The organism is Actinomyces sp. zg328 (assembly GCF_009829635.1).
Lineage (GTDB): Bacteria > Actinomycetota > Actinomycetes > Actinomycetales > Actinomycetaceae > Actinomyces > Actinomyces marmotae.
The window spans coordinates 1-22,545 of sequence record NZ_VWPE01000026.1; the positions used below are offsets into that span (position 1 = coordinate 1).

Consider the following 22,545-nt stretch of genomic DNA (forward strand, 5'->3'; position numbering starts at 1 on the left):
CGCCCAGAGCGCCCCCGCCGCCCCGGCTGGGCGCCCCAGCCGCCAGGCCGCCCCCACCGCCTGGGATGAGCCCGCCCCCTTCGGGCCGGAACCCCCGATGGGCGAGGCCCCCGAGCCCCCGAGGGGCCTCAACCCCGAATCCAGCGCTCCCGGCCGGGGCGGAGCGCCGAGCAGCCCGAGCGGGAGTGCGCCGTCACCGGGGGAGCCCAGCGCCCCCGCGCCGCCGTCCGCGCCCGTCCCGCCCGCCCGCGCCGTCGGCGACGACGGGTGGGGCGAGGTTGCTATCCCCGGTGGCGCGCTCGCGGCCGCCAAGTCTGAGCCGGTGTCACCAGCCGCCGCGCCGCGGGCGGAGCCGCCCGCTTCCGCTCCGCGGCCCTCGGCCGCCCCCGTGGGCAGCGCCTGGGACGCCCCCCCGCCCGAGGCCCCCGCGGAGCCCGCCGCCGTCCCGGCCCCGGACTCCCCCTCCCTTGAGGACGACGCCCCGCTGGCCACCGTCCACCGCCTCCACGCCCTGCCCGAGATCCCGCGCCCGACGGTCAGTTGGGACGGCCCCTCCTCCTTCTCCGACGGCGTGCCCATCCCCGACGAGCCCGCGGACGAGGGTGCCGCCCCCGAGGACGCGGACACCTGGACGCCCGCTCCCAGCGTCTCCGCTGCCGTTGCCGCCGCGCGTGCCGCCGCCCGTGGCCAGGCCCTGCCCGGCCAGAACCGGTCGGGGCAGGCGGGCGCCGCCGCGGGCACCAGTGCGCTGGGCGCCCCCGGAGGCGCCGGCGCGCCGGCCGTCTCCCCGGAGGACGACACCCCCAGCGAGGATGATGAGGACGCTGAGGAGGCCGGCGTCGTGGGCCTCGAGGTCGTCAAGCGGCTTCTGGGCGCCACCGTCCTGGAAGAGGTCACTGTCACTCAGGAAGGACGCTGAGGCGTGCCCGCTGTCTACGAAGGCGCCGTCCAGGACCTCATCGACGAGTTCGGCGAGCTTCCCGGCGTCGGTCCCAAATCCGCCCAGCGCATGGCCTTCCACATCCTGGCCGCCGACTCGGCCTCGGTCGAGCGGCTCATCGACGCCCTGCGAGCCGTTAAGGCGCGCGTGCGATTCTGCGCCACCTGTGGCAACATCGCCGAATCCGAGCAGTGCGCGATCTGCCGCGACCCCCGCCGCGACGGCCGAGTGATCTGCGTGGTCGAGGAGCCCAAGGACGTCGTCGCCATCGAGCGCACCCGCGAGTACCGGGGCCTCTACCACGTGCTCGGCGGCGCCATCGACCCCATCAGTGGGGTGGGCCCGGATGACCTGCGCGTGCGCGAGCTCTTCGCCCGCCTGGGCTCCGGGGAGGTCGAGGAGGTCATTCTGGCCACGGATCCCGACGTCGTCGGGGAGGCCACCGCCGCCTATCTCACCCGGATGCTGCGCACCATGGACGTGCCCGTCTCCCGACTCGCCTCGGGCCTGCCCGTGGGATCCGACCTGGAGTACGCCGACGAGGTCACGCTCGGTCGCGCCTTCGAGGGCCGTCGCCGCGTCGAGTGACCCCATCCCGCCACTCCCATCCGCTCCCGCATCGCCGGCGACGACGGCAGTGCCGGGGGCACGGCCTCCTCCCACCCCGGTCCCACCATGGGGGACGTAACCGGCCGGTCATCGGACCGGCCGTATGCTGGCCTCACGCCACGCCGTCGTGGGCCGAGCCGAGGGGCCCCGCGGGCCCTGGCCACGCCCAGCCGTAGCGGCGCGGCCCCGAGGTGAGGAGAACCCGATGGCCCTGGTCGTCCAGAAGTACGGCGGATCATCCGTCGCTGACATCGAGGCGATTCGACGCGTCGCCAAGCGCGTCGTCGCCACGCGCGAGGCCGGCAACACGGTGGTGGTGGTCGTCTCCGCCATGGGCGACACCACTGACGAGCTCCTCGACCAGGCCGCCGCCCTGACCGCCACGCCCCCGGCGCGCGAGATGGACATCCTGCTGTCCGCCGGCGAGCGCATCTCCATGGCGCTGCTGGCCATGGCCATCGACGAGCTCGGCGTGCCCGCGCGCGCTTACACCGGCGCCCAGGCCGGCGTGCTCACCGACTCCAAGTACGGGCGGGCCTCCATCGTCGGCGTCCTCCCCGAGCGCGTCGCCCGCGCCATCCAGACCGGAGCCATCGCCATCGTGGCCGGTTTCCAGGGCATCAATGAGGTCGAGGATGTCACCACGCTGGGCCGCGGCGGCTCGGACACCACCGCCGTCGCGCTGGCCGCCGCCCTCAACGCCGACGTCTGCGAGATCTACACCGATGTGGACGGCCTGTTCACCGCCGACCCCCGGATCGTCCCCACGGCCCGGCGCGTCGAGTCGCTCTCCAGTGAGGAGACTCTTGAGCTCGCCGCCCACGGCGCCAAGATCCTCCACCTGCGCGCCGTCGAGTACGCCCGCCGCTTCGGAGTGCCCCTTCATGTGCGCTCCTCCTTCTCGGACAAGACCGGAACCTGGATCTACGACGGCACCCGCCCCGGCGCCTTCGTGCCGCCGGCCGCCGCCGAGCGCCTCAACGAGGTCGTCGCCGCGGACATTGAGTCAGCCGACGCCGCCGGCGCAGCCGACGCCGCGGAGCGCCAGCCCCGCCCCGCGCCCAGCGCGGCCGAGGCCCCGATCCTCGACGGCCTGTCGGGCCGCGTGGTCGCCCCCGAGGGCACCGGGGCCCCCTCATCGGCCAGCGTCGACGCCGCCCACCGCCACGCCATCACCACCCGGGCCGAGGCCCGGCCCCGCCCGTCCGCCAAGGAGGACCACGTGGAAGCCCCCGTCATCTCTGGGATCGCGCACGACCGCAGCCAGGACAAGATCACCCTGGTCGGCGTGCCCGACGTCCCCGGCGCCGCCGCCCGAATCTTCGCTATCGTGGCCGGAACCGACGCCAACATCGACATGATCGTCCAGGACGTCTCCGCCGAGGGCACGGGCCTGACGAACATCTCCTTCACCTGCCCCGACGGAGACTCCGCCGCCGCCCGCGAGGCCCTGGAGACCGCCAAGGAGGAGCTCGGCTTCCGATCCCTGCACTTCAACCCGGATATCGGCAAGCTCTCCCTGGTCGGCGCCGGTATGCGATCCAACCCCGGCGTCTCCGCCCGCCTGTTCAATGCCCTGTCCGAGACGGGGGTCAACATCCACATGATCTCCACCTCTGAGATCCGCATCTCCGTGGTGGTGGATGACGCCGTCCTCGACGACGCCGTCCGAGCAGTTCACACCGCCTTCGGCCTCGACGCCGATGCCGCGGAAGCAGTCGTCTACGGAGGGACCGGCCGATGAGCGCCCCAGTCAACGAGTACATTGGATCGGGTGACGGGGTCGTCGTCGCCGTCGTGGGGGCCACCGGCCAGGTGGGGCGCGTCATGCGCGCCATGCTGGAGGAGCGCGACTTCCCGGCCCGCGCCATCCGTTTCTTCTCCTCGGCCCGCAGCGCGGGGACGATCGTGGAGTTCCGCGGCAAGAGGGTCGAGGTCGAGGACGTCGCCACCGCGGATCTGGCGGGGATCGACGTCGCCATCTTCTCCGCCGGCGGGGCCGCCAGCCGCGAGCACGCCCCCCGCTTCGCCGCGGCCGGCGCTGTCGTCGTCGACAACTCCTCAGCCTGGAGGAAGGACCCCGAGGTGCCGCTCGTGGTCTCCGAGGTCAACCCGCACGCGCTGGCAACCCGCCCCAAGGGCATCATCGCCAACCCCAACTGCACCACCATGGCCGCCATGCCGGCCCTTAAGGTGCTTCACGAGGAGGCCGGTCTCAAGAGGCTCATCGTGTCCACCTACCAGGCCGTCTCCGGCTCCGGGCGCGCGGGTGTCGCCGAGCTGGCGGGCCAGGTGCGCGCCGTCGTCGACCAGGACCTGGAGGGCCTGGCCCTTGATGGGCGCGCCGTGGACTTCCCGGAGCCGGGCGTGTACGTGGACACCATCGCCTTCAACGCCGTGGCATGGGCTGGCGGTGACGCGGGCGACGGCTCCGGCGAGACTGATGAGGAGCAGAAGCTGCGCAACGAGTCTCGCAAGATCCTGGAGATCCCGGACCTGCTGGTCTCTGGCACCTGCGTGCGCATCCCCGTGTTCTCAGGGCACGGGCTGAGCGTCAACGCGGAGTTTGAGCGGGAGATCAGCGTGGAGCGGGCCCGTGAGTTGCTTGAGGCCGCGCCCTGTGTCACTTACGAGGACGTCCCCAGCCCCCTCAAGGGGGCGGGCCGCGATGGCACCTTCGTGGGCCGCCTGCGCGCTGACCAGGCCTTCGAGCCCGGCCATGGCCTCCAGTTCTTCGTCGTGGGGGACAACCTGCGCAAGGGCGCCGCCCTCAACGCCGTCGAGCTCGCCGAGCTGGTCGCCGCGGAGCTGCGGGCCTGAGTCAGCGGGGTAGAAGTGGCGAGGTTTGAGGATTGCTCGGGCTCCTGAAGGCCGATGCTCCTGGTCCGTAGGCAACCATAGGCCTCTGACCAGCGAAAATAAACGATCTCGCGTGGTGTCAGAAAAAGGAATCCTCAAACCTCGCCAATCTCATTGACCGCGGCCAGGGCGGGCGCTCGCAGCGGCCAGCGCCGCGGCGGGGGCGGCGGCCGCGATGGCCTCGATCTCCGGCGCGCCGTGCGCGGCGGAGAGGAACCAGGCCTCGAAGACGCTGGGCGGCAGCGCTACCCCGGCGTCGAGGAAGGCATGGAAGAACGGTGGGAAGCGGTGCGCCTCCTGGGCCTGCGCCTGCGCGAAGTCCCGCACCCCGCGCTCGGCCGCATCCGCGCCCAGCATGATCGAGAACAGCGAGCCGGAGCGCTGGACCCGGTGCGCCACGCCCTCAGCGGTCAGCGCCTCGGAGACCACCGCCTGGATCCGCGCGGAGGCGGAGGCCACGGAGGTGTAGACGGCGTCGTCGGCCAGTCGCAGGGTCGCGATCCCGGCCGCCGTCGCCAGCGGATTCCCCGAGAGGGTCCCGGCCTGGTAGACGGGCCCGATCGGGGCCAGCAGATCCATGACATCCGCGCGCCCGCCAACGGCTGCCAGCGGCATCCCCCCGCCGATCACCTTCCCGAAGGTCAGCAGGTCCGGCACCCAGGCGGCCCGCTCCCGCCAGTCGGCCCCGGGCCACGATGGCGCGGCCGCGACCCCCGCGCCGCCATCCGGGAGATCGGTGGACCAGCCGTCGATCGCCTCCAGGCCCCAGAAGCCGGCGGGCCCCACCCGGAAGCCGGTGAGGACCTCATCGGCGATCATGAGCGCGCCGTTGGCGGCGGTCAGGCGGCGGATTTCCTCATTGAACCCGGGAGCGGGCGGGACGATCCCCATGTTCGCCGGGGCCGGCTCCACGATGACCGCGGCGATCTCGCTCCCGCGCTCGGCGAAGCACTCCTGGAGGGCGGCGATGTCGTTGTACGGCAGGACGATCGTCAGCGCCGTGATCCCCGCCGGCACGCCCGCGCTGCCCGGCAGCCCGCCTGTGGCCACGCCCGAGCCCGCCGCCGCCAGGAGGCCGTCGCTGTGCCCGTGGTAGCAGCCGGCGAACTTGACGACGGCGTCGCGGCCCGTGGCGCCGCGCGCCAGGCGGATCGCCGTCATCGTCGCCTCGGTTCCGGTGGACACGAAGCGCACGCGCTCCGCCGCGGGGACGCGCTCGCGCACGAGCCCGGCCAGGATGGTCTCGGATTCGGTGGGCGCGCCGAAGGACAGGCCGCGCGCGGCGGCCTCCTGGACGGCGGCCACCACCTCGGGATGGGCGTGACCCAGGAGCGCCGGCCCCCAGGAGCCCACGAGGTCCACGAGGTCGCGGCCCTCGGCGTCGCGCACGCGGGCCCCGCTGGCCGAGGCGATGAAGCGCGGCGCACCCCCCACCGAGCCAAAGGCGCGCACGGGGGAGTCCACGCCGCCGGGGATGATGGCGCGGGCGGCCTCGAACAGGGCCGCGCTCGTCGGGCTGGCTGCGGTGCTGGCGCTGTTGGCCGTGGTGTCGGGCATTGCGGGCCTCCTGGCGTGCGGCTTTTGGGGATGATCCTAGTTGCTCGGCCCCGCGGTTGGCAGGGCGGGGGAGCGCGCGATGCGGAGAGCTGGGGCGGAGTCGATTCACCGGCCTGCCGCGCCCGGGCCCCGCAGGCCCTCGGCGATCTCACGGGCCCAGTAGGTCAGCACAGTGTCCGCGCCGGCCCGCATGATCCCCAGCACCGACTCGGCGATGACGCGCTCGCGGTCGATCCAGCCGTGCCGGGCCGCCGCCTCCACCATCGCGAACTCGCCGCTGACCTGGTAGGCCGCCACCGGCACCGGGCTCGCCGCCGCCACGTCGGCCAGCACATCGAGGTAGGGGCCGGCGGGTTTGACCATGACGATGTCCGCCCCCTCGGCGACGTCGAGCATCGCCTCGCGCAGGCCCTCACGGCGGTTGGCCGGGTCCTGCTGGTAGGTGCGCCGGTCACCGGTCAGCGTGGAGCCCACCGCCTCCCGGAACGGCCCGAAGTAGGCCGAGGCGTACTTCGCCGAGTAGGCCAGGATCGCGACGTCGTCGTGCCCGGTGGCGTCCAGGGCCGCCCGGATCGCCGCGACCTGCCCATCCATCATCCCCGACGGGGAGACCATGTGCGCCCCGGCCTCCGCCTGCGCCACGGCCATCGCCTGGTAGCAGGCCAGCGTGGAGTCGTTGTCCACCTCGCCGGCGCGCGGATCGCCCTCGGGGCGCAGCAGGCCGCAGTGCCCGTGGCTCGTGAACTCATCGAGGCAGGTGTCCGCACACACGACGAGCGCGTCGCCCACCTCCTCGCGCACCGCCGCCACGCCCCGGTTGAGGATGCCCTCGGTCGCCCAGGCGCCGGACCCGGTCTCATCGCGGCGCTCGGGCACCCCGAACAGGTCGATCGCCCCGACCCCCGCGGCCGCGCAGGCCGCCGCCTCGCGCCGCAGCGAGTCGAGGGTGTGCTGGACGACGCCGGGCATCGCCTCGATGGGCCGCGGCTCATCAATGCCCTCGCGCACGAACAGCGGCTGAATGAGGCGGGCCGGGTCGATGCGCGTCTGGGCCACGAGCGCGCGCATCGCCGCCGTCGCGCGCAGCCGCCTGGGCCGGATGACGGGCCGCTCCGGCGCGGGCACCCCCCTGCTGGTCAGGATGCCGGCGGCCGGTGAGGTCGAGGGGTCGAGCGGGTTCGGCAGGATTGGCTGGGTCATGAGGTCTCCTCAGGAGTCGGCGCGTGGTGCGGGCGGGTGGGCCGCGGGCCCGTGATGATCGAGATGGCGGCGCTGACGGCGCTCAGGACGCCGCGCGGCGTGGGGGAGTCGGCGACGGCGTCCGGGCCGAGCCCGAGCCGGGACGCCTCGGCCGCGGTCGAGGGCCCGAGGGCGACGACGGCGGTGCGGCGCCCCACGCCCGCGGGCCGTGCGGGTGGCGGGCCCAGGAGCTCGTGCAGCGCCCGGGCGCCCGAGCCCGCGAGCAGGACGACGGCGTCGAAGCCGCCCCGTGCCGGGCCTGCGGGGGAGCCCCAGGCCCGGGCGAGACCGGGCGGCAGGGAGTCGGCCGGGGCCGTCCGCGTCGAGTAGGCGGGCACGGCCTCCACCAGCCATCCGGCCTTTCGAAGGCCGTCGGCGAGCGCAGGATCGGCGATCGCCGAGGCCGGCAGCAGCAGGCGCCCGCGCCCCTCCGGGCGCGCCGCGCCGCCCGCGTCCCGCGCGCCCTCCCCGAGCGCGCCGGAGCCCTGTGGCCCTCCCGCCAGGAGGGGCTCTCGCAGGAGGCCCGCCGCGCCGCCGTCGGCGACGACATCCGCCCTCCGGCCGATCGCCTCCTCCAATGCCCTGGCAGTGCCCGGGCCGACCGCGGCGAAGCGCGTCGAGGCGGGAGCGCCCGCCAGGCTCATCGCCGCCAGCGCCCGCGCGCTCGTGACCACCACCCAGGCGTAGGCGCCGGAGGCCAGGCGCTCCTGCGCCCGCGCCATCGCCTCAAAGTCCCCCGGGACGGTCTCGGTTAGCGCCACCGCGACGACCTCCGCCCCCGCCTCCTCCAGCGCGGCGGCGATGCGGTCGCCCGCCGCCCGCCGGGTCAGGAGCACCCGCGCCCCGGCCAGCGGGCCGGCCGCCCCGGCAGGGCGCAGGTCGTGCCTCACTGCCCCGCCTCAGACCGATGCGGCTTCGTCGCGCGAAGATCGGCGATGCCCCCCGCGCCTTGTGTCAGCAGCTCGGAGGCAACGCGGTGGCCCAGGGCCTCGGCGTCACCCAGGTCGGTGGCCCGCAGGCGCGAGCGCACCGCCTCCGTTCCCCTGACTGAGATGACCGCGGCGTCGAGGACCAGGCCCCTCTCATCCGCCCGGGCGAGCGCGCCCACCGGCGCCGCGCAGCCCGCCTCCAGGCCCCCCATCACGGCCCGCTCGGCGACCGCCTCGGCTCGCGTCGCAGCATGATCGAGGGTGGTGAGCAAGGATGTGAGGAGTGGGTCGGCGTCGATGCGCGCCTCCACGGCGAGGGCGCCCTGCGCGGCCGCGGGCAGCATGACGTCCTCGTCGAAGGCCTCGGTGACGTGCGCCGTCAGGCCCAGGCGGTTCAGCCCCGCCATCGCCAGGACCACGCCGTCCAGGTCGGGCTGGCGTGCCCCGAGCGGCCCATCGGGCCACACCCCGGCCCCCAGGACCCGCGACAGGCGCGTCGGCACATTCCCCCGGATATCGACGATCCGGAGATCTGGGCGGCGCAGGAGGAGCTGGGCCGCCCGGCGCGGAGAGCCCGTTCCCACCCGTGCCCCGCGCGGCAGGTCGTCCAGGCCCCAGCCGTTGCGGGCGCACAGGGCGTCGAACGGGTCCTCCCTGCGGGGCACCGCCCAGACGCGCAATCCGTCCACGGGCGCTGTCGGCAGGTCCTTGAAGGAGTGGACGGCCAGGTCGCAATGGCCGTCGAGCAACGCCATGCGCAGCGCGGCGGCGAAGGCCCCCACCCCGCCCAGCCTCGCCAGGGAGGAGGGGTCGACATCGCCCTGGGTGCGCACCGGCACGAGCTCGACCCCCACTCGCTTCCCGGCGGCCGCCGCGGCCTCTTCCAGAGCGCGGGCAATCATCCCTGACTGAGCTGTGGCCAGGGCGGATGCGCGAGTGCCCAGGCGGATCGTCCTCGATGCGGGCATAGCGGATGTCATCAATCCTCCTCTTGTCCTCCGGGCTCGGCGCTCTGAGCGCCGGCCGGCCCGACCATCCCCGCCGCGCGCTCGCGGGCATGGGCGATGACGGCCGCGATCCCCGTGCCCGCCACCCAAGCGCCCGTGACGCTCAGGCGCGGCAGGCCCGCGACGGCCTCCTCCAGGAGTGCGGTGCGCCGCCGGTAGTCGGGCATCGCAGGTGGAAGTGTCCCATCCCAGCGGACGAGGCGATGGTCCAACACATCACCGAGATCGATTCGCGCGCCGGTTAGGGCGGCGATGTCGTCGAGAGCCCCGGCCAGGGCGGGCTCGGGCCGCGGCCCGCCCGGCCGCCCGTAGGACAGCCGTAGCGCGGACACGCCCTCGCCGTGACGGTCGCGCAGCCCCTGGGCGATCCACGGCCATTTCGCGTCCAGGTGGGACAGGGCCTTCGGCGCCACGGGGCAGGGGGCCGAGGATGGGGGCGCCGGCGCGACGAGCAGCCCCGAGCCCACCGGCGCCCCGGCGAGCCCCGGCGCGCGGGCGACGATCGTCAACCGCGCGATCGGCGCGCCGGAGGGGATGGGGATGCTGAGGGCGTCGGGGTCGAGGCCCGGCGCCCCGGCGAGGAGTCGCAGCGCGGCGGGGGCCGAGCAGGCCAGGACGACGCGGCGCGCCCGGACCTCGCGGGGCGCCCCCACGGCGATGGGCTCGTCCGACGGCGTCGCCCCGCGCCCCGTGGGGGCCAGCGCCACGCGCCAAGGGCCCCGCCCGCCCACGCCGGTGATCCCGGTGCCGTCCTCCAGGCGCATCCCCTGGGCGCCCCAGCGGGTGAGCACCGTCCCGCCCGCGGACTCGATCGCCGCGCGCAGGGCGGCGGTGAGCCGGTGCATCCCGCCGACGACGCAAACCTCGCCGCTGCGCTGCCCCGCCGGGCGGGAGCGCCGCTCCTCCAGCCGCGCACGGATCGCCGCCTGGAGCGAGCCGAGGCGGATGACATCAGCGCGCAGACCCGGCATGACGACGTCGGCGTCGAGCACGGCGGGATCGCTCGCGTGGATGCCGGCGACGATGGGGCGCACCAACCGATCGAGGACGGCCTCGCCCATGCGGGCGCGCACAAGCGAGGCGAGGTCGCGCGGGTCGCTGGGGGAGGCGCCGACGCCGGCGGCGAGTTCGCCGTCGCGGGCGGCGCGGCGGGCCCCCGCCTCGCCGAGGATCGCGATGGTGTCGTCGGACAGCGGGTCGGCGGGGATGCCGAGGATTGCCTCGCGCGGGAAGGGGTGGAGGGCCCAGCCGCCTGGGGAGTGCCCCCCGGCGCCATCGTCGGTCACCTCCGGGCCCGACCCGGCCATGGGGGGCAGGAAGAGCCCCGGGCGCCCGCGGTGGGCGGTGGCCTCCAGTCCGAGGGCGTCGAGCATGGTGGTCACGGCCCCACCCCGCAGGACGACGCTCTCGGCGCCCAGGTCCATCGCCACGCCGCCGATCTCACCGCCCGCGATGAGACCACCGGTGTACCCGCGCGCCTCCACGAGCAGTGGGCGCAGCCCCGCGCGGGTGAGCTCCCAGGCCGCGGTCAGCCCCGCGACGCCCCCGCCGACGACGAGCGCGTCCACCTCCGACGGCGGTGAGGCCGGGGATGGGCGCCCTCCGCGGGCCCCTGCCGCGCTCACGCGCGATCACCCCCGGTGTCGGGCGCCGGGGCCCCGGGCGTGCCGACCCGGCCGTCCCAGCCCGCGAGGGCCGTGCCCTCCCATTCCTCGTCGCCGTGGGCGCGGGCCACGATGCGGGTGAGCACGTCCGGGTCGGTCGTCGGTGGGACGCCGTGGCCGAGGTTGAGCACATGCCCCGGTGCGGCGCGTCCCGCCTCCAGGCAGGCGTCCACGGCGGGCCCGAGCACCGCCCAGGGGGCGGCGAGCAGCGCCGGGTCGAGGTTGCCCTGCACCGGGCACGCCCCCTCGCCCCCGAGCTCGCCGATCGCCCAGGCCAGATCCGTGCGGTCGTCCACGCCGACGGCGTCGGCCCCCGCGGCGCGCATGTCCGCCAGGATGCGGGCGGTGCCCGTGCCGAAGTGGATGAGAGGCACGTGCCCGCCCGTCGTGGGGGAGATGGCCCGACCCGCGATCTCCAGCGCGCGCGCCGAGTGGGGGGCGACGCGCTCGCGGTAGTCCTTAGGGCTGAGGGCCCCGGCCCAGGAGTCGAAGAGTTGGGCGGCGCTGGCCCCGGCGCGGATCTGCAGGGCGATGAACTCGCCCGTGATCCGCGCGCACCAGTCCAGCAGCGCGTCCCAGGAGGCGGGGTCGGAGTGCATGAGCGTGCGCGCGGCCAGGTGGTCGCGGCTTGGCCGCCCCTCCACGAGGTAGGCGGCCAGGGTGAAGGGCGCCCCGCCGAAGCCGATGAGCGGCGTCCACCCCCAGGCGCCGCGCGAGTGGGCGAGGCCCGCCAGCGCCCGCTCCGGCATTCCGCTCGTGGTGCCCGGCCTGCCCGGGACCCCGAGTTCGGCGACGACGGCGCGCGCGGCCTCCTCGATGGCCGCCAGGCCGCCGGGGCCGTTGGGGGCCTCTCCCAGGGAGCGGGCGGTGAGCTCGGCGACGTCGGCGGGCGTGCGGATCGGGTTCTCGACGACGGGCCCTACCCCCGGTTCGATCCGCACCCCGGCCCCGGCCAGGGCGAGGGGGACCATGATGTCGGAGAACAGGATCGCGGCGTCGACGCCGTGGCGCCGCACGGGCTGGAGGGTCGCCTCAGCCGCGGTGGCGGGGTCGAGGCAGGCCCCCAGCATCCCCGTCATGCCCGCGCCCCGCGCCCCGCGCTCGCGCAGTGCCCGGTACTCGGGCAGGGAGCGGCCGGCCTGGCGCATGAACCACACGGGAGGGCGGACGGGGCGCGCTCCTCCCAGCGCCGCGAGGAGCGGGGGGAGGGCGTCGGCGTCATCGCGGACGGCTGAATTAAAACAGGTCAATGTTGTGGAAATGGGGGCCTCCGGTGGGATGTGACGCGGTGCGCTGATGGTGGATCGCCCGGCTGAGGGCTGCCTTGCCATGGTCCATGACATTGGTCGTACCCCCTTCCGGGAAGGGCGGTTTGCTGGTGCGATATCGCGGGAAATAGGAGATGACACGATGTCACAACTAGTTCCTGACGTGCTGACATGACGATTTCCGCCTGTTTTTAAGCCGATGATCCCGATGCGCTACTGGCGCGCGCGGGACCGGTGCTTCAATTCAAGCACTGTGACGATCCATCTCCTCTCGGCCGACCACTTCTCCCAGGGCCTCGACGTTGTCGCCCGCCTGGGGGTCAATCCTCGGCGCCTCGGTCCCGACATCCTTGCCGCCGTCCCGGGCCTGCGGGGCGTGCTCGTCCTGGCTACCTGCAACCGCCTTGCGGTCCTGCTCGATGAGCCGGACGGCGCCGTCGTCCCTCCCGGCGGGCTGGGAGGGCCCTCGCCCGCTGTGCGCGAGGCGAGCGCCCTGCTGGAGCGGCGCGCGGGCATGGCTGAGGGCTCCGCCGGGCTCAGCGCCGTCCGCGGCGTCGACGCCTACCGCGAGCTCATCGCCACGGCGGCGGGCCTGCGCTCGATGGTTGTCGGCGAGCGCGAGATCGCCGGTCAGCTGCGCCGCTCCCTCGTCCGGGCCACGGAGGAGGGGACCGCCTCCGCCGAGCTGTGCCGGCTCGTCGAGCGCGCCTCGGCGGCCTCCCGCCGCGTCGCCCGGGAGACGGCCCTGGCGGGGGCGGGCCGCAGCCTCGTCGCCGTCGGCCTCGGCCTGGCCGCCCGGCACATGCCGGCCCTGGAGGGGGCGAGCGTCGTTGTCGTCGGGACCGGGGCCTACGCGGGCGCCACCGTCGCCGCGCTGCGCGACAGGGGCGTGCGCGACATTGCCGTCCACTCCCACTCCGCCCACCAGGCCGCCCCGCCGGATCAAGCGGCCCAGCGGGCCCGGGGGCCGCAGCCGGTCAGCGCCGCCGGGCCCGACCGCGCCACCGCCTTCGCCCGCAAGCGGGGCCTGGCCGTCGTCGGCCCCCACGAGCTCCCCGACCGCCTCGCGGGCGTCGATCTCGTCATCACCTGCCGCGGCCTGGGCGGCCCCGTCATCACCCGCGGGCTCATCGACGACGCCCTGGCTCGCCGCCGAGCCGCCCGTGAGCGGGCCTCGCAGGAGGCCGTCCACCCGCTCGTCATCCTCGACCTCGCGCTCAGCCGCGACGTCGACCCCGGCGTCGCCGACGCCCCCGGTGCGCTCCTGGTCGACCTGCCCCGCATCCGCCAGGCCGTGCCCGCCGCCCAGACGGCCCAGGTGGAGGCCGCTGAGGCGATCGTCGCCGAGGAGGCGGCCGCCCTCGACCGGCTCATGGGAGGGCGCCGCATGGATCCTGTCATCCGAGCGCTGCGAGGGCGCGCCGAGCAGATGGTGGCGCGGGAGGCGGCCCGCCTGCGCCCCGACGACGGGCAGGTGGGCCTCGACGACGCGGTGCGCGCCCTGGAGCGCTTGGCCGCCGCCCTCATGCACGCCCCCAGCCAGGCCGCCCGCGCCGCGGGGGAGGCCGGTCTCACCGAGGACTACCTCGCCGCCCTCCCCATGGTCCTGGGGACCATCGGCGGCTCCGACTCGCCTGCGCCGATCCCCGCTCAGGAGGTGCGATGAGCGACCCCCTCGCCCCCTACGACGCCGTCCTCCTCCTGTCCTACGGCGGCCCCCAGGGCCCCGACGACGTCCTGCCCTTCATGCGCAACGCCACCGCTGGCCGGGGCGTGCCCGACTCGCGCCTCGCGGAGGTCTCGGTCCACTACCAGCGCTTCGGGGGCACCTCACCGATCAACGCCCGCAACGCCGAGCTCCTGGAGGCCCTGCGCGCCGAGCTCGCCGCGCGCGGCTCGCGCCTGCCGGTGGCCATCGGCAACCGCAACTGGCACCCGTTCGTCTCCGAGGCCCTGCGCGGGCTCGCCGACGCCGGGGCGCGCCGCGTCCTGGCTCTGACCACCGCCGCCTACGGCTCCTACTCCGGGTGCCGCCAGTACCGCGAGGACCTGGCCGGCGCGCTGGCCCTGCTCGCCGACGGCTCCGACGGCGCCACGGGCCAGGGCCCCCAGGCGGACGCTGCCGCGCGCGTGGGGGGCGCCGGGGGCGGGCCGGTCGAAATGGTGGTCGACAAGACCCGGCCCTTCTACAACACCCCGGGCATGCTCCAGGCCAGCGCCGACGCCATTGTCGCCGCCTATGACGAGCTCGCCGCCCAGGGGATCCCTGCTGAAGCCGTCCACCTCATCCTCGTCACCCACTCGATCCCGGTGGCCATGGAGCGCGGCTCCGCGCCCGATGCGGCCGAGGCGCCGGGCGCCACGCCCCCGGCGCCCGGCTCGCCTCCCGTCCGTGAGCCGGGCGTCGCGGCGGACCTGTCCACGGAGATCAGCTACGTCGAGCAGCACCTGGGGCTGGCGCGCGTCCTGCTGCCGATCGTCGCCCAGCGCCTGGGCCTGGACTCGCCGCCCGCCCTCGACCTGGCGTTCTGCTCGCGCTCCGGCCCGCCGCAGGCCCGCTGGCTCGAGCCCGACATCAACGACCGCATCACGGCCCTGGCCCAGGCACCCGAGCCCCCCGGCGGCATCGTCGTCGCGCCCATCGGCTTTATCGCCGACCATATGGAGGTCGTCTTCGACCTGGACACCGAGGCCCGCGAGACCGCCGAGGCCCTGGCCATGCCCTATGCGAGGGCTGCCACCGCGGGCACGCACCCGGCCCTGGTGGCCTCGCTGGCCGACCTGCTGGCCGAGAGGGCCGCCGTCGCCCGGGGCGAGAGCGTCGTCCCGACCAGCACGACGGGCGCCGGCCCCTTCCATACCGTCTGCCCCGACCCCTGCTGCCGCCCCGGCGGCGATCACCTCCATGCCCATCACCCCCATCACGCCGCCCGCCGATCCGAGGAGGACACATGACCACCGCGCCTGACCACGCCGCCCCCGGCATCCACCGTTTCGAGGACGAGGAGCGCCGCCCCCACCGCGACCCCCGCGACGCCGTCGACGTGGACTTCGACGCCATCAATGACCGCAACCACTACGCCCTGTGGGCCGTCCTGCGACTCGCCTCGCCGCTGCCCGCCGATGACGCTGAGCGCGCCCGGATCGTGGCCGAGTCGGCGGACTTCGTCGAGGCCACGGGCGTGACCACCCGGGGCTGGTACGACGTCGCCGGATTCCGCTCCGACGCCGACCTACTCATCTGGTGGCTCGACGACGACCCCGTCAAACTCCAGGACGCCTACCACCGGCTGCGCGCCTCGGCCCTCGGCCGCCACCTGGAGCCGGTCTGGTCCTGCATGGGCCTGCACACCCCCGCCGAGTTCAACCGCCGCCACGTCCCCGCCTGCTTCGCGGGCACGGCCCCGCGCGACTGGTGCATGGTCTACCCCTTCGTGCGGTCCTACAACTGGTACCTCCTTCCCGATGAGGAGCGCAGCCGCATCATGGCCGCCCATGGCCGCAACGGCTTCTCCAAGTACCCCGACGTCAAGGGCTCGACGCTCGCCGCCTTCGGCATGAGCGACTACGAGTGGATCCTCGGCTTCGAGGCCGACACCCTCGACCGCCTCGAGGGCGTCATCCACCACCAGCGCTACACGGAGGCCCGCCTCCACGTGCGCGTCGACACCCCCTTCTACACGGGCCGCCGCCTCGACCCGCAGGCCTGGGCCGACCTCCAGCCCCGGGACTGAGCACGGGCCCCGGAATATAAGCCGGGGGCATCTGTTGTCCCGAGCAGCCGCCGTCGATCCGAAAGGCAAACCCATGGCTCTGACCACCATCACTGGCAAGGAGTTCAACGCGACCGTGCGAGGCGAGGGCATCACCATCGTTGACTTCTGGGCCTCCTGGTGCGGCCCCTGCATGCGCTTCGCCCCCGTCTTCGAGAAGGCCGCCGAGGCCAACCCGGACATCACCTTCGCCAAGATCAACACCGAGGAGGAGCCCGAGCTCGCCGGAGCCCTGGGCATCTCCTCCATCCCGACCCTCATGGCCTTCCGTGACGACGTCCTCGTCTACCACGAGGCCGGAGCGCTGCCCGCCAAGGCCCTCGACGCCCTCATCGCGCAGATCCGCGACCTCGACATGGACGCCCTCAAGGCCGAGATCGCCAAGGAGCGCGACGGGGCGCGGGCCGGGGAGGGCGCCGCTGAGGGCGAGCGGGCCTGAGCCCAGGCTCATACGAATTACCTTTTAGAACCAACTGAGAGTAAGGTGTTACCCATGAGCACGAAGACCGTCACCTCCGCCCCCGTCCGCATGTCCTTCACCGCCTCCGAGACCCTGAGCGGTCACCTCCAGGCCTCCCTGGTGGATGTCACCGCCCTCAGCCTGGTGGCCAAGCAGATCCACTGGAACGTCGTCGGCCCCAACTTCCGCGACCTCCACCTCAACCTCGACGAGGTTGTCGAGATCGCCCGTTCCGCCTCCGACGCCCTCGCCGAGCGCATGCGCGCCATCAACGTGGTGCCCGACGCCCGCCCCGGGACCATCGCCCGCAACACGACCGTCCCCGAGGCCCCCGTCTCCCAGGTCATCACCAACGAGGCCGTGGACTACATCGTCTCGGCCATCGACGCCGTCGTGAAGACCCTGCGCTCCGTCCACGCCGAGGTCGACGCCGAGGACGTGATCTCCAGCGGCATCCTGGAGGACTACACCCAGCAGCTCGAGCAGCAGGGCTGGTTCCTGTCCGCCCAGAACTACACCGCCTGATCCCGCCAGCGCGGCCGCGGGGCCGGATGGGGCTGACCCGTCCGGCCCCGCGCCGTACCCTGGCGCCATGACGAATCCGTCCACGCCGCCCGCAGCGACCGATCCCGGGCTGATCCGGCCGCGCACCGCCGCCGAGGGGCGCATCGCGATCCTCACCCAGTACTTCGCCACCGACGCCGTCAGCCATGGCGACGTCGCCTCCTTCCCGCCGCCATCGGCCCTAGACGAGCTCCCCTTCGCCGAGCGCAGGCGCCTGCTCGACGGGCTGCTCACCATTCGCCCGCCCCGCCCCATCGGTGACGAGGACATGCGCGACGAGCTCGATGACATGCTCGCCGCCGAGTCCCGTGAGCGCGCCGCCGCGGCCGGCGACCCCGACGCCCTCGACCTCCCCGTCCTGGCCGCCACCCACGGCGTGCCCGGCGCCCTGGGTGAGCGCGTGGCGCTGTGGGAGGGGGACCTCACCACCCTGCGCGCGGGAGCCATCGTCAACGCCGCCAACGAGCGGATGCTCGGCTGCCGCGCGCCGGGCCACGCCTGTATTGACAACGTCATCCACGCCGTCGCCGGTCCGGGGCTGCGCGCCGAGTGCGCCGAGTACATGGCGGGACGGGCTGAGCGGGACGAGGGGCTCGAGCCCGTGGGGCGCGCGGTCATCACCGGCGGCTACCACCTGCCCGCCGAGCACGTCATCCACACGGTGGGGCCCGTCGTCGACGACGGGGTGGTGGCACCGCACCATCGCACCCGCCTCGCGAGCTGCTACCGGGCGATCCTCGACGCCGCCCAGGAGGCGGGCCTGGATTCGGTGGGCCTGTGCTCGGTGTCCACAGGCGCCTTCGGCTACCCCAAGGAGGAGGCGGCCCCCCTCGTGCTCGCGACCATTGAGGCCTGGCTCGCCGAGCACCCCGAATCCGAGACGCGGATCATTATCTGCGCCTTCTCCACGGAGGATCGCGCCGCCTACGAGAGCGCGCTCGCGGCCTAGGGGGGATGGGGGGAGGAGTGGGGGGAGGCTGCCCCGCAGGTACGGTCTGGTCCCGCGGATGCCGTCTGGCCCTGTAGATACGGTGTGGCCCCGCAGGTACGGTCTGGCCCCGCAGATACCGTCTCACCCCGGCGTTGCGCCCTCAAACTGCGAGAATGAGGGCGCAACGCCGGGCTGAGACGGTATCTGTGGGCTGAGGCGGTAAGGCCGGGCTGAGACGGTATCCGCGGGTCGAGTTGGCCTGGGGGTCTGATCTGGCCTGGCGGATACCGTTTGGCCTGGTGGTTTGGTCTGGTCCTGCGGTAGCTTCCTTGCCCGTGAATGCTGTCTGGCCCTGGGGGTCGTCCGGCCTGGAGGTGCCTGGCCTTGGAGATTCCGTCTAGCCCTACGAGTCCGATCTGGCCTAGCGGATACCGTCTCGGCCCGTAGGTACCGTCTGGGCCCGCAGATACGGTGTGGCCCCACAGATACCGCCTCACCCCGGTGTTGCGCCCTCAAACTGCGAGAATGAGGGCGCAACACCGGGCCGAGACGGTATCTGTGGGCTGAGGCGGTATCCGCGGGTCGAGACGGTAACTCCGGGGTGGGGGAGCGAATCGGGCGCCCGGCGGGAGCGCTCGCTCGGCCTCGCTCAGTCGGCGGCGGGCATGAGGACCCAGGCGACGGCGTAGGCCAGCCATATGGGGCCGGGCAGGAGGGCCAGGGCGAGCGTGGCCAGGCGCACGAGGGTGGGGCTCACGCCCATGTCCTCCGCGATTCCGCCGCAGACTCCGGCCAGGAGCCGGTTGCGCGAGCGGTGGGGCAGTGAGGATCGCCAGGACTCGGTGCGCGCAGAGAAGGACCCCTGCGCGTAGGCGGCGCCACTTGCGGCGGAGCTGGGTCCCGAGCACGGGTTGGCCCCGGAGCTGTAAGGGGCGGAGCGGGTGCCAGCGGTGGGGGCGGAGCGGGCGGTGGTGGTCTGGGAGGTGGAGGGGAAGTCGTTCGTGCTCATGGCTCAAGCCTGCCCGGCGGCCGCGCCCCAGGGTATCGGGGGCCACCCTGATCGGTCCCTGAACCTCCCCTGACCGAGCGGGGCCGGGGTGGGTGCGCTCTCGTTCTCGCGGGCATGGGCGGGGTCTCCCCGGCTGGGCGGAGGTCACCGGGGGAAGGCCGGCAGGTGGATGGATGGGGGCGACCGGAAGTGGTGGGTGGATAGTGCTGGCCGGGGATCGCTGGAGGGAGGCCGCCAGGCGGCGCCGGCCGGAGGCCGCCATGTTCGAGGACAACCCAGCGCTGCGGGCCTTCGTGGGCGGGGAGTTGACGGCGCAGGCCTATCTGGCGCTCATCGTCACCTATGGCGGGATCCTCCTGGCTGCGTGCGCCGTTGCCCTGGCCTCCGCCGCGGCGGGGGAGGAAGCCGCGGGCCGGGCGGTCGTGATCCTCGCCGAGCCCATCACCCGGGGGCGCTGGCTCCTGGGTCATGCCGCGGTCGTGGTGGTGGGGGTGGTCTCGATGGGGGTGGCGATCGCCGTTGGCCTGGTGGCCTCGGCGGTCATCCCGCTCGCCGCCCAGGGGAGCGGGGCGGCGGCTGAGCCGTGGGCGCTCGCGGCGGGCGTCGCGGCGGGGTGCGCGTCCGCCCTCCCGGCGGCGCTGCTGCTCGGCGCGCTCACCCTGGTCGCGCAGGCGCTCGTCCCCCGAGCGGGCCGGACGATGGGCTGGGGAGTGCTTGTCCTCGCCACGTGCGTGACCGTGCTGGGACGGGCTCTCAAGGCCCCGCAGTGGCTGCTCGACCTCTCACTCTTCACGCACGGCCCGTCGCTTCCGACGGCGAGCGTCGGGCGCGCGGAGGGGAGCGGCGAGGCGTGGGGCGCCATCCTCGGGGCGTCGCAGTCATGGGTCGGGCCCGGCGCGTGCCTGGTGGTGGCAGGAATTTTCCTCTCCCTGGCGGCCGTCTCCCTGCGCCACCGCGACCTCGCGGGGTGAGCGGTGACGGATTCTCCGGGGGCGGGCTACCGGCTTAGCGCGGGCGCTACCGCGCTAAGCGCCGCGCTTTAAGGATCACGACGCTGACGGCGCCTGCTCGGGGGCCGCGGCCCCTGACTGGTCGGCCCGTTGGGCCTGCTGGGCCTGCTGGGCGGCCTTCTCTGCTTGCTCTGCCTTCTTGGCGGCCCGGCGGGCCCGGTCCCGCTCCCTGCGCCGCGCCAGGGCGGCCTCGCGCTTCTCCCACTGAGCCGCCCCGGCGGCCATCCACTCCGGGATGAACTCCGGATCACGCGGGTAGAGCCCCAACTCCACATAGCACGAATGCGGCGCCGGGCGCTTGGGGCCATCAGGATTGTCAAAGACCGGCTCCCTCATCCAGTCCAGCTCACTGCGCAGCACCCACTCACCGGCCACCATCCAGAAATGACCGCACGTCCACGCCCCACGACCAGGCAAAGCCTGCCAATCACGCAGATCAGAAAGACCATAATCAATGTCAGAAGGGGCCCAGATCGACTTCTTCTCTCCATCTACCGTGAGCCACTCCCTGATATTGATCACCCGCCCTATCGCGAGCATGTCACAGTCGAACCGCTCGAACCCCGGCACCCCTTGGACCCACTCACGGATCGCAGCCTCAAGGCCCTCAAAATCATCACACCTCACCACGGACATGCCACCTATTCTCTCTGCGGGTCTTCATCGTGAACCACCTCATTCGAATGACATATCCTCTCGCCCGCGCCCGGGAGTGCGGGCACGCCCCCGGGGGCGCGGGGTTATGCCGGCGGCGCCTGCTCGGCGGGCGCGGCCCCTGACTGGTCGGCCTGCTGGGCGGCCTTCTCTGCTTGCTCTGCTTTCTTGGCGGCTCGGCGGGCCCGGTCCCGCTCCCTGCGCCGGGCCAGGGCGGCCTCGCGCTTCTCCCACTGAGCCGCCCCGGCGGCCATCCACTCCGGGATGAACTCCGGATCACGCGGATGACGCCCCAACTCCACATAGCACGAATGCGGCCCCGGGCGCTCAGGACCCTGCCCGTCATCGAAGACAGGCTCCCTCATCCAGTCCACCTCACCGCGCAGCACCCACTCACCAGCCACCATCCAGAAATGACCGCACGTCCACGCCCCACGACCAGGCAGCGCCTGGGCGTCACGAAGGTCCGTAAATTTGAATGTAATATCCGAAGGAAGGTGAACCGATTTCCTCTGACCGTCCACCACTAGCCAATTTATACTTCTGCCCGAACGTCCGAGCCCGACTGTTTCACGATCGAAGCGCTCGAACCCGGGAATCGCCTGAACCCATTCTCGAACAGATGATTCGAGGTCGCCAGTCACCTGCCCGTCAATCGATGATCCCATTTCAGTCATCCCTCCTATCTTGAGGCGGCATCGTCGATAGCGCTATTTTTGTATGGCACCTCTCTAGCGCCGCCATTTCGGTCCATCCATTTAACTATGAATTCTTCTGGTACTCGGGACGCGGGGTTCAGGCCCTCCAGGGAGCCGGTGGGCGAGGTGATATCAGGATCGGCGTAGTGCACCTCGACGCGTATGCCCCTGTACTCATGCGGATTCTTCCTCACATCCTGCTCGAAGGCGTAGAACGTGTCGGTGTTCTTGACTGGAAGGTTGACGTCCCTGTGCATGGGCACCACGTTGATCGCCTCCGGCGGCCCCCCGAACTCATGAGCGGCCAGATGCCCGCGCAGACATCCGCCCAAATCATCGGGCGCCCTCTGCTGGTCGCGGCCATCGTGGCCAGCAGAGGGCGCCTGGCTGCCACCAAGCGACGGAGGGGCGTGGCCGCGTCTGGGAGTGCGGGCACGCCCCCGGGGGCGTGGGGTTATGCCGGCGGCGCCTGCTCGGGGGCCGCGCCCGCGGACTGGTCGGCCTGCTGGGCCTGCTGGGCGGCCTTCTCTGCTTGCTCTGCTTTCTTGGCGGCTCGGCGGGCCCGGTCCCGCTCCCTGCGCCGTGCCAGGGCGGCCTCGCGCTTCTCCCACTGAGCCGCCCCGGCGGCCATCCACTCCGGGATGAACTCCGGATCGCGCGGGTAGAGCCCCAGCTCCACGTGACAGGCGTGCGGCCCCGGGCGCTCAGGGCCATGGCCGTCATCGAAGTCCGGCTCTCTCATCCAGTCCAACTCGCTGCGCAGCACCCACTCACCGGCCACCATCCAGAAATGACCGCACGTCCACGCCCCACGACCAGGCAAAGCCTGCCAATCACGCAGATCCGAAAGACCAGGCCCGATGCCAAGTGGAGGCCTGACGGACCTCCTCTCACCATCCACCGTCAACCAGTCCCTACCGCTGACAACACGGCCGATCCCGACCATCTCAGAGTCGAACCGCTCGAACCCCGGAACCCCTTGGACCCACTCACGGATCGCAGCCTCAAGGCCCTCAAAATCATCGCACCTCACCACGGGCGCACCACCTCTCCTCTCCACAGGCCTTCATCGCGAACCACCATCGGAAAGCGCCTTATTCGGATAATTTTTCCTTCCACCCACTCCCTGTCTATCGGTCCAGAAGACATCGAACTTCTTTGGCACTCGGGATGCGGGGTCCAGGCCCTCCAGGGAACCAGTGGGCGAGGCGGCGCCGGGGTCAGCGTAGCGCACCTCGACACGTATATCCCTGTAATTGCCCGGATCATCGCGGACCTTCTTCTCGAACTTATAGAACGTGTCGACGCCCTTGACCGACAGGTTGACATCCCTGTGCATGGGCACCACGTTGATCGCCTCCGGCGGCCCCCCGA

The 22,545-nt window shown here is 73.3% G+C and carries 23 protein-coding genes; 11 read left to right on the forward strand and 12 right to left on the reverse strand.

What is annotated here, in order from left to right:
* The 4 genes from GVV75_RS10380 to GVV75_RS09215 all read left to right on the forward strand — a co-directional run.
* A partial coding sequence (locus GVV75_RS10380; RefSeq protein ID WP_236266119.1) for a hypothetical protein occupies positions 1–919 on the forward strand: 919 nt, incomplete at its 5' end.
* Between the two features lie 3 nt (positions 920–922).
* A complete protein-coding gene (gene recR / locus GVV75_RS09205; protein WP_159524629.1) occupies positions 923–1,528 on the forward strand; it encodes a recombination mediator RecR in 606 nt (201 codons plus the stop codon).
* Positions 1,529–1,754: 226 nt separating this feature from the next.
* On the forward strand, positions 1,755–3,293 hold the full coding sequence (locus GVV75_RS09210; RefSeq protein WP_159624451.1) for an aspartate kinase: 1,539 nt from the start codon (positions 1,755–1,757) through the stop codon (positions 3,291–3,293).
* Entirely contained in the window at positions 3,290–4,369 is a 1,080-nt protein-coding gene (locus GVV75_RS09215; protein WP_159624453.1) for an aspartate-semialdehyde dehydrogenase, read from the forward strand. The genes GVV75_RS09210 and GVV75_RS09215 overlap by 4 nt, the downstream gene beginning before the upstream one ends.
* A 150-nt stretch (positions 4,370–4,519) precedes the next feature.
* Here GVV75_RS09215 and hemL read toward each other — a convergent pair whose 3' ends face one another.
* From hemL to GVV75_RS09245, 6 genes are all read right to left on the reverse strand, one after another.
* Positions 4,520–5,965 (reverse strand): glutamate-1-semialdehyde 2,1-aminomutase, encoded by a 1,446-nt coding sequence (gene hemL, locus GVV75_RS09220; protein WP_159814434.1) that lies wholly within the window; start codon positions 5,963–5,965, stop codon positions 4,520–4,522.
* A 105-nt stretch (positions 5,966–6,070) separates the two neighbouring features.
* Positions 6,071–7,165, reverse strand: a complete 1,095-nt coding sequence (gene hemB / locus GVV75_RS09225; protein WP_159814436.1) for a porphobilinogen synthase — start codon at positions 7,163–7,165, stop codon at positions 6,071–6,073.
* Positions 7,162–8,094, reverse strand: a complete 933-nt coding sequence (locus tag GVV75_RS09230; protein ID WP_159814438.1) for a uroporphyrinogen-III synthase — start codon at positions 8,092–8,094, stop codon at positions 7,162–7,164. The genes hemB and GVV75_RS09230 overlap by 4 nt, the downstream gene beginning before the upstream one ends.
* A complete protein-coding gene (hemC, locus tag GVV75_RS09235) occupies positions 8,091–9,113 on the reverse strand; it encodes a hydroxymethylbilane synthase (protein WP_159814440.1) in 1,023 nt (340 codons plus the stop codon). The genes GVV75_RS09230 and hemC overlap by 4 nt, the downstream gene beginning before the upstream one ends.
* Positions 9,113–10,765 (reverse strand): protoporphyrinogen/coproporphyrinogen oxidase, encoded by a 1,653-nt coding sequence (locus tag GVV75_RS09240; protein ID WP_159814442.1) that lies wholly within the window; start codon positions 10,763–10,765, stop codon positions 9,113–9,115. Before GVV75_RS09240 ends, hemC begins: the two co-directional genes overlap by 1 nt.
* On the reverse strand, positions 10,762–12,054 hold the full coding sequence (locus tag GVV75_RS09245; RefSeq protein ID WP_236266120.1) for a uroporphyrinogen decarboxylase: 1,293 nt from the start codon (positions 12,052–12,054) through the stop codon (positions 10,762–10,764). The genes GVV75_RS09240 and GVV75_RS09245 overlap by 4 nt, the downstream gene beginning before the upstream one ends.
* Before the next feature lie 271 nt (positions 12,055–12,325).
* On the opposite strand from GVV75_RS09245, the gene GVV75_RS09250 reads away from it, so the two are divergent.
* The 6 genes from GVV75_RS09250 (at position 12,326) to GVV75_RS09275 (ending at position 17,818) form a co-directional block, all read left to right on the forward strand.
* Complete coding sequence (locus tag GVV75_RS09250; RefSeq protein ID WP_175993985.1) at positions 12,326–13,738, forward strand: glutamyl-tRNA reductase; 1,413 nt, start codon at positions 12,326–12,328, stop codon at positions 13,736–13,738.
* Positions 13,735–15,027, forward strand: coding sequence for a ferrochelatase (locus GVV75_RS09255; RefSeq protein WP_159718772.1), 1,293 nt, complete (start codon positions 13,735–13,737; stop codon positions 15,025–15,027). The genes GVV75_RS09250 and GVV75_RS09255 overlap by 4 nt, the downstream gene beginning before the upstream one ends.
* Complete coding sequence (gene hemQ / locus GVV75_RS09260) at positions 15,024–15,806, forward strand: hydrogen peroxide-dependent heme synthase (RefSeq protein WP_159522638.1); 783 nt, start codon at positions 15,024–15,026, stop codon at positions 15,804–15,806. The genes GVV75_RS09255 and hemQ overlap by 4 nt, the downstream gene beginning before the upstream one ends.
* Before the next feature lie 73 nt (positions 15,807–15,879).
* Positions 15,880–16,284, forward strand: coding sequence for a thioredoxin family protein (locus tag GVV75_RS09265; RefSeq protein WP_159718774.1), 405 nt, complete (start codon positions 15,880–15,882; stop codon positions 16,282–16,284).
* Between the two features lie 54 nt (positions 16,285–16,338).
* On the forward strand, positions 16,339–16,830 hold the full coding sequence (locus tag GVV75_RS09270) for a Dps family protein (protein ID WP_159522642.1): 492 nt from the start codon (positions 16,339–16,341) through the stop codon (positions 16,828–16,830).
* Between the two features lie 67 nt (positions 16,831–16,897).
* A complete protein-coding gene (locus tag GVV75_RS09275; RefSeq protein WP_159718776.1) occupies positions 16,898–17,818 on the forward strand; it encodes a macro domain-containing protein in 921 nt (306 codons plus the stop codon).
* 631 nt (positions 17,819–18,449) lie between these two features.
* Here the strand turns inward: GVV75_RS09275 and GVV75_RS10155 are convergent.
* Complete coding sequence (locus tag GVV75_RS10155; protein WP_201288750.1) at positions 18,450–18,809, reverse strand: PspC domain-containing protein; 360 nt, start codon at positions 18,807–18,809, stop codon at positions 18,450–18,452.
* Between the two features lie 260 nt (positions 18,810–19,069).
* On the opposite strand from GVV75_RS10155, the gene GVV75_RS09285 reads away from it, so the two are divergent.
* The gene (locus tag GVV75_RS09285; RefSeq protein ID WP_201288751.1) at positions 19,070–19,780 is read left to right on the forward strand and encodes a hypothetical protein; all 711 of its coding nucleotides are present in this window, start codon (positions 19,070–19,072) and stop codon (positions 19,778–19,780) included.
* 75 nt (positions 19,781–19,855) lie between these two features.
* Here the strand turns inward: GVV75_RS09285 and GVV75_RS09290 are convergent, their stop codons facing one another.
* From GVV75_RS09290 to GVV75_RS09310, 5 genes are all read right to left on the reverse strand, one after another.
* A complete protein-coding gene (locus tag GVV75_RS09290) occupies positions 19,856–20,179 on the reverse strand; it encodes a hypothetical protein (RefSeq protein ID WP_201288752.1) in 324 nt (107 codons plus the stop codon).
* A 380-nt stretch (positions 20,180–20,559) separates the two neighbouring features.
* Positions 20,560–20,838 (reverse strand): hypothetical protein, encoded by a 279-nt coding sequence (locus GVV75_RS10385; protein WP_235925308.1) that lies wholly within the window; start codon positions 20,836–20,838, stop codon positions 20,560–20,562.
* Positions 20,839–21,155: 317 nt separating this feature from the next.
* Complete coding sequence (locus GVV75_RS09300; protein WP_159718778.1) at positions 21,156–21,503, reverse strand: DNA/RNA non-specific endonuclease; 348 nt, start codon at positions 21,501–21,503, stop codon at positions 21,156–21,158.
* 122 nt (positions 21,504–21,625) lie between these two features.
* Positions 21,626–21,955 (reverse strand): hypothetical protein, encoded by a 330-nt coding sequence (locus GVV75_RS09305; RefSeq protein WP_201288753.1) that lies wholly within the window; start codon positions 21,953–21,955, stop codon positions 21,626–21,628.
* A gap of 282 nt (positions 21,956–22,237) precedes the next feature.
* Positions 22,238–22,545, reverse strand: a 308-nt coding sequence (locus tag GVV75_RS09310; protein WP_235925310.1) for a DNA/RNA non-specific endonuclease, incomplete at its 5' end; no start/stop codon positions are given.

Coding starts and splice junctions, on each gene's coding strand:
- hemB (WP_159814436.1), bottom strand. CDS start 7,165: ATGACCCAGCCAATCCTGCCGAACCCGCTCGACCCCTCGACCTCACCG.
- hemQ (WP_159522638.1), top strand. CDS start 15,024: ATGACCACCGCGCCTGACCACGCCGCCCCCGGCATCCACCGTTTCGAG.
- hemL (WP_159814434.1), bottom strand. CDS start 5,965: ATGCCCGACACCACGGCCAACAGCGCCAGCACCGCAGCCAGCCCGACG.
- GVV75_RS10155 (WP_201288750.1), bottom strand. CDS start 18,809: ATGAGCACGAACGACTTCCCCTCCACCTCCCAGACCACCACCGCCCGC.
- GVV75_RS09275 (WP_159718776.1), top strand. CDS start 16,898: ATGACGAATCCGTCCACGCCGCCCGCAGCGACCGATCCCGGGCTGATC.
- GVV75_RS09285 (WP_201288751.1), top strand. CDS start 19,070: ATGTTCGAGGACAACCCAGCGCTGCGGGCCTTCGTGGGCGGGGAGTTG.
- GVV75_RS10385 (WP_235925308.1), bottom strand. CDS start 20,838: ATGAGGGAGCCTGTCTTCGATGACGGGCAGGGTCCTGAGCGCCCGGGG.
- GVV75_RS09265 (WP_159718774.1), top strand. CDS start 15,880: ATGGCTCTGACCACCATCACTGGCAAGGAGTTCAACGCGACCGTGCGA.
- GVV75_RS09305 (WP_201288753.1), bottom strand. CDS start 21,955: ATGGTGGCCGGTGAGTGGGTGCTGCGCAGCGAGTTGGACTGGATGAGA.
- GVV75_RS09270 (WP_159522642.1), top strand. CDS start 16,339: ATGAGCACGAAGACCGTCACCTCCGCCCCCGTCCGCATGTCCTTCACC.
- hemC (WP_159814440.1), bottom strand. CDS start 9,113: ATGACATCCGCTATGCCCGCATCGAGGACGATCCGCCTGGGCACTCGC.
- GVV75_RS09210 (WP_159624451.1), top strand. CDS start 1,755: ATGGCCCTGGTCGTCCAGAAGTACGGCGGATCATCCGTCGCTGACATC.
- GVV75_RS09215 (WP_159624453.1), top strand. CDS start 3,290: ATGAGCGCCCCAGTCAACGAGTACATTGGATCGGGTGACGGGGTCGTC.
- GVV75_RS09255 (WP_159718772.1), top strand. CDS start 13,735: ATGAGCGACCCCCTCGCCCCCTACGACGCCGTCCTCCTCCTGTCCTAC.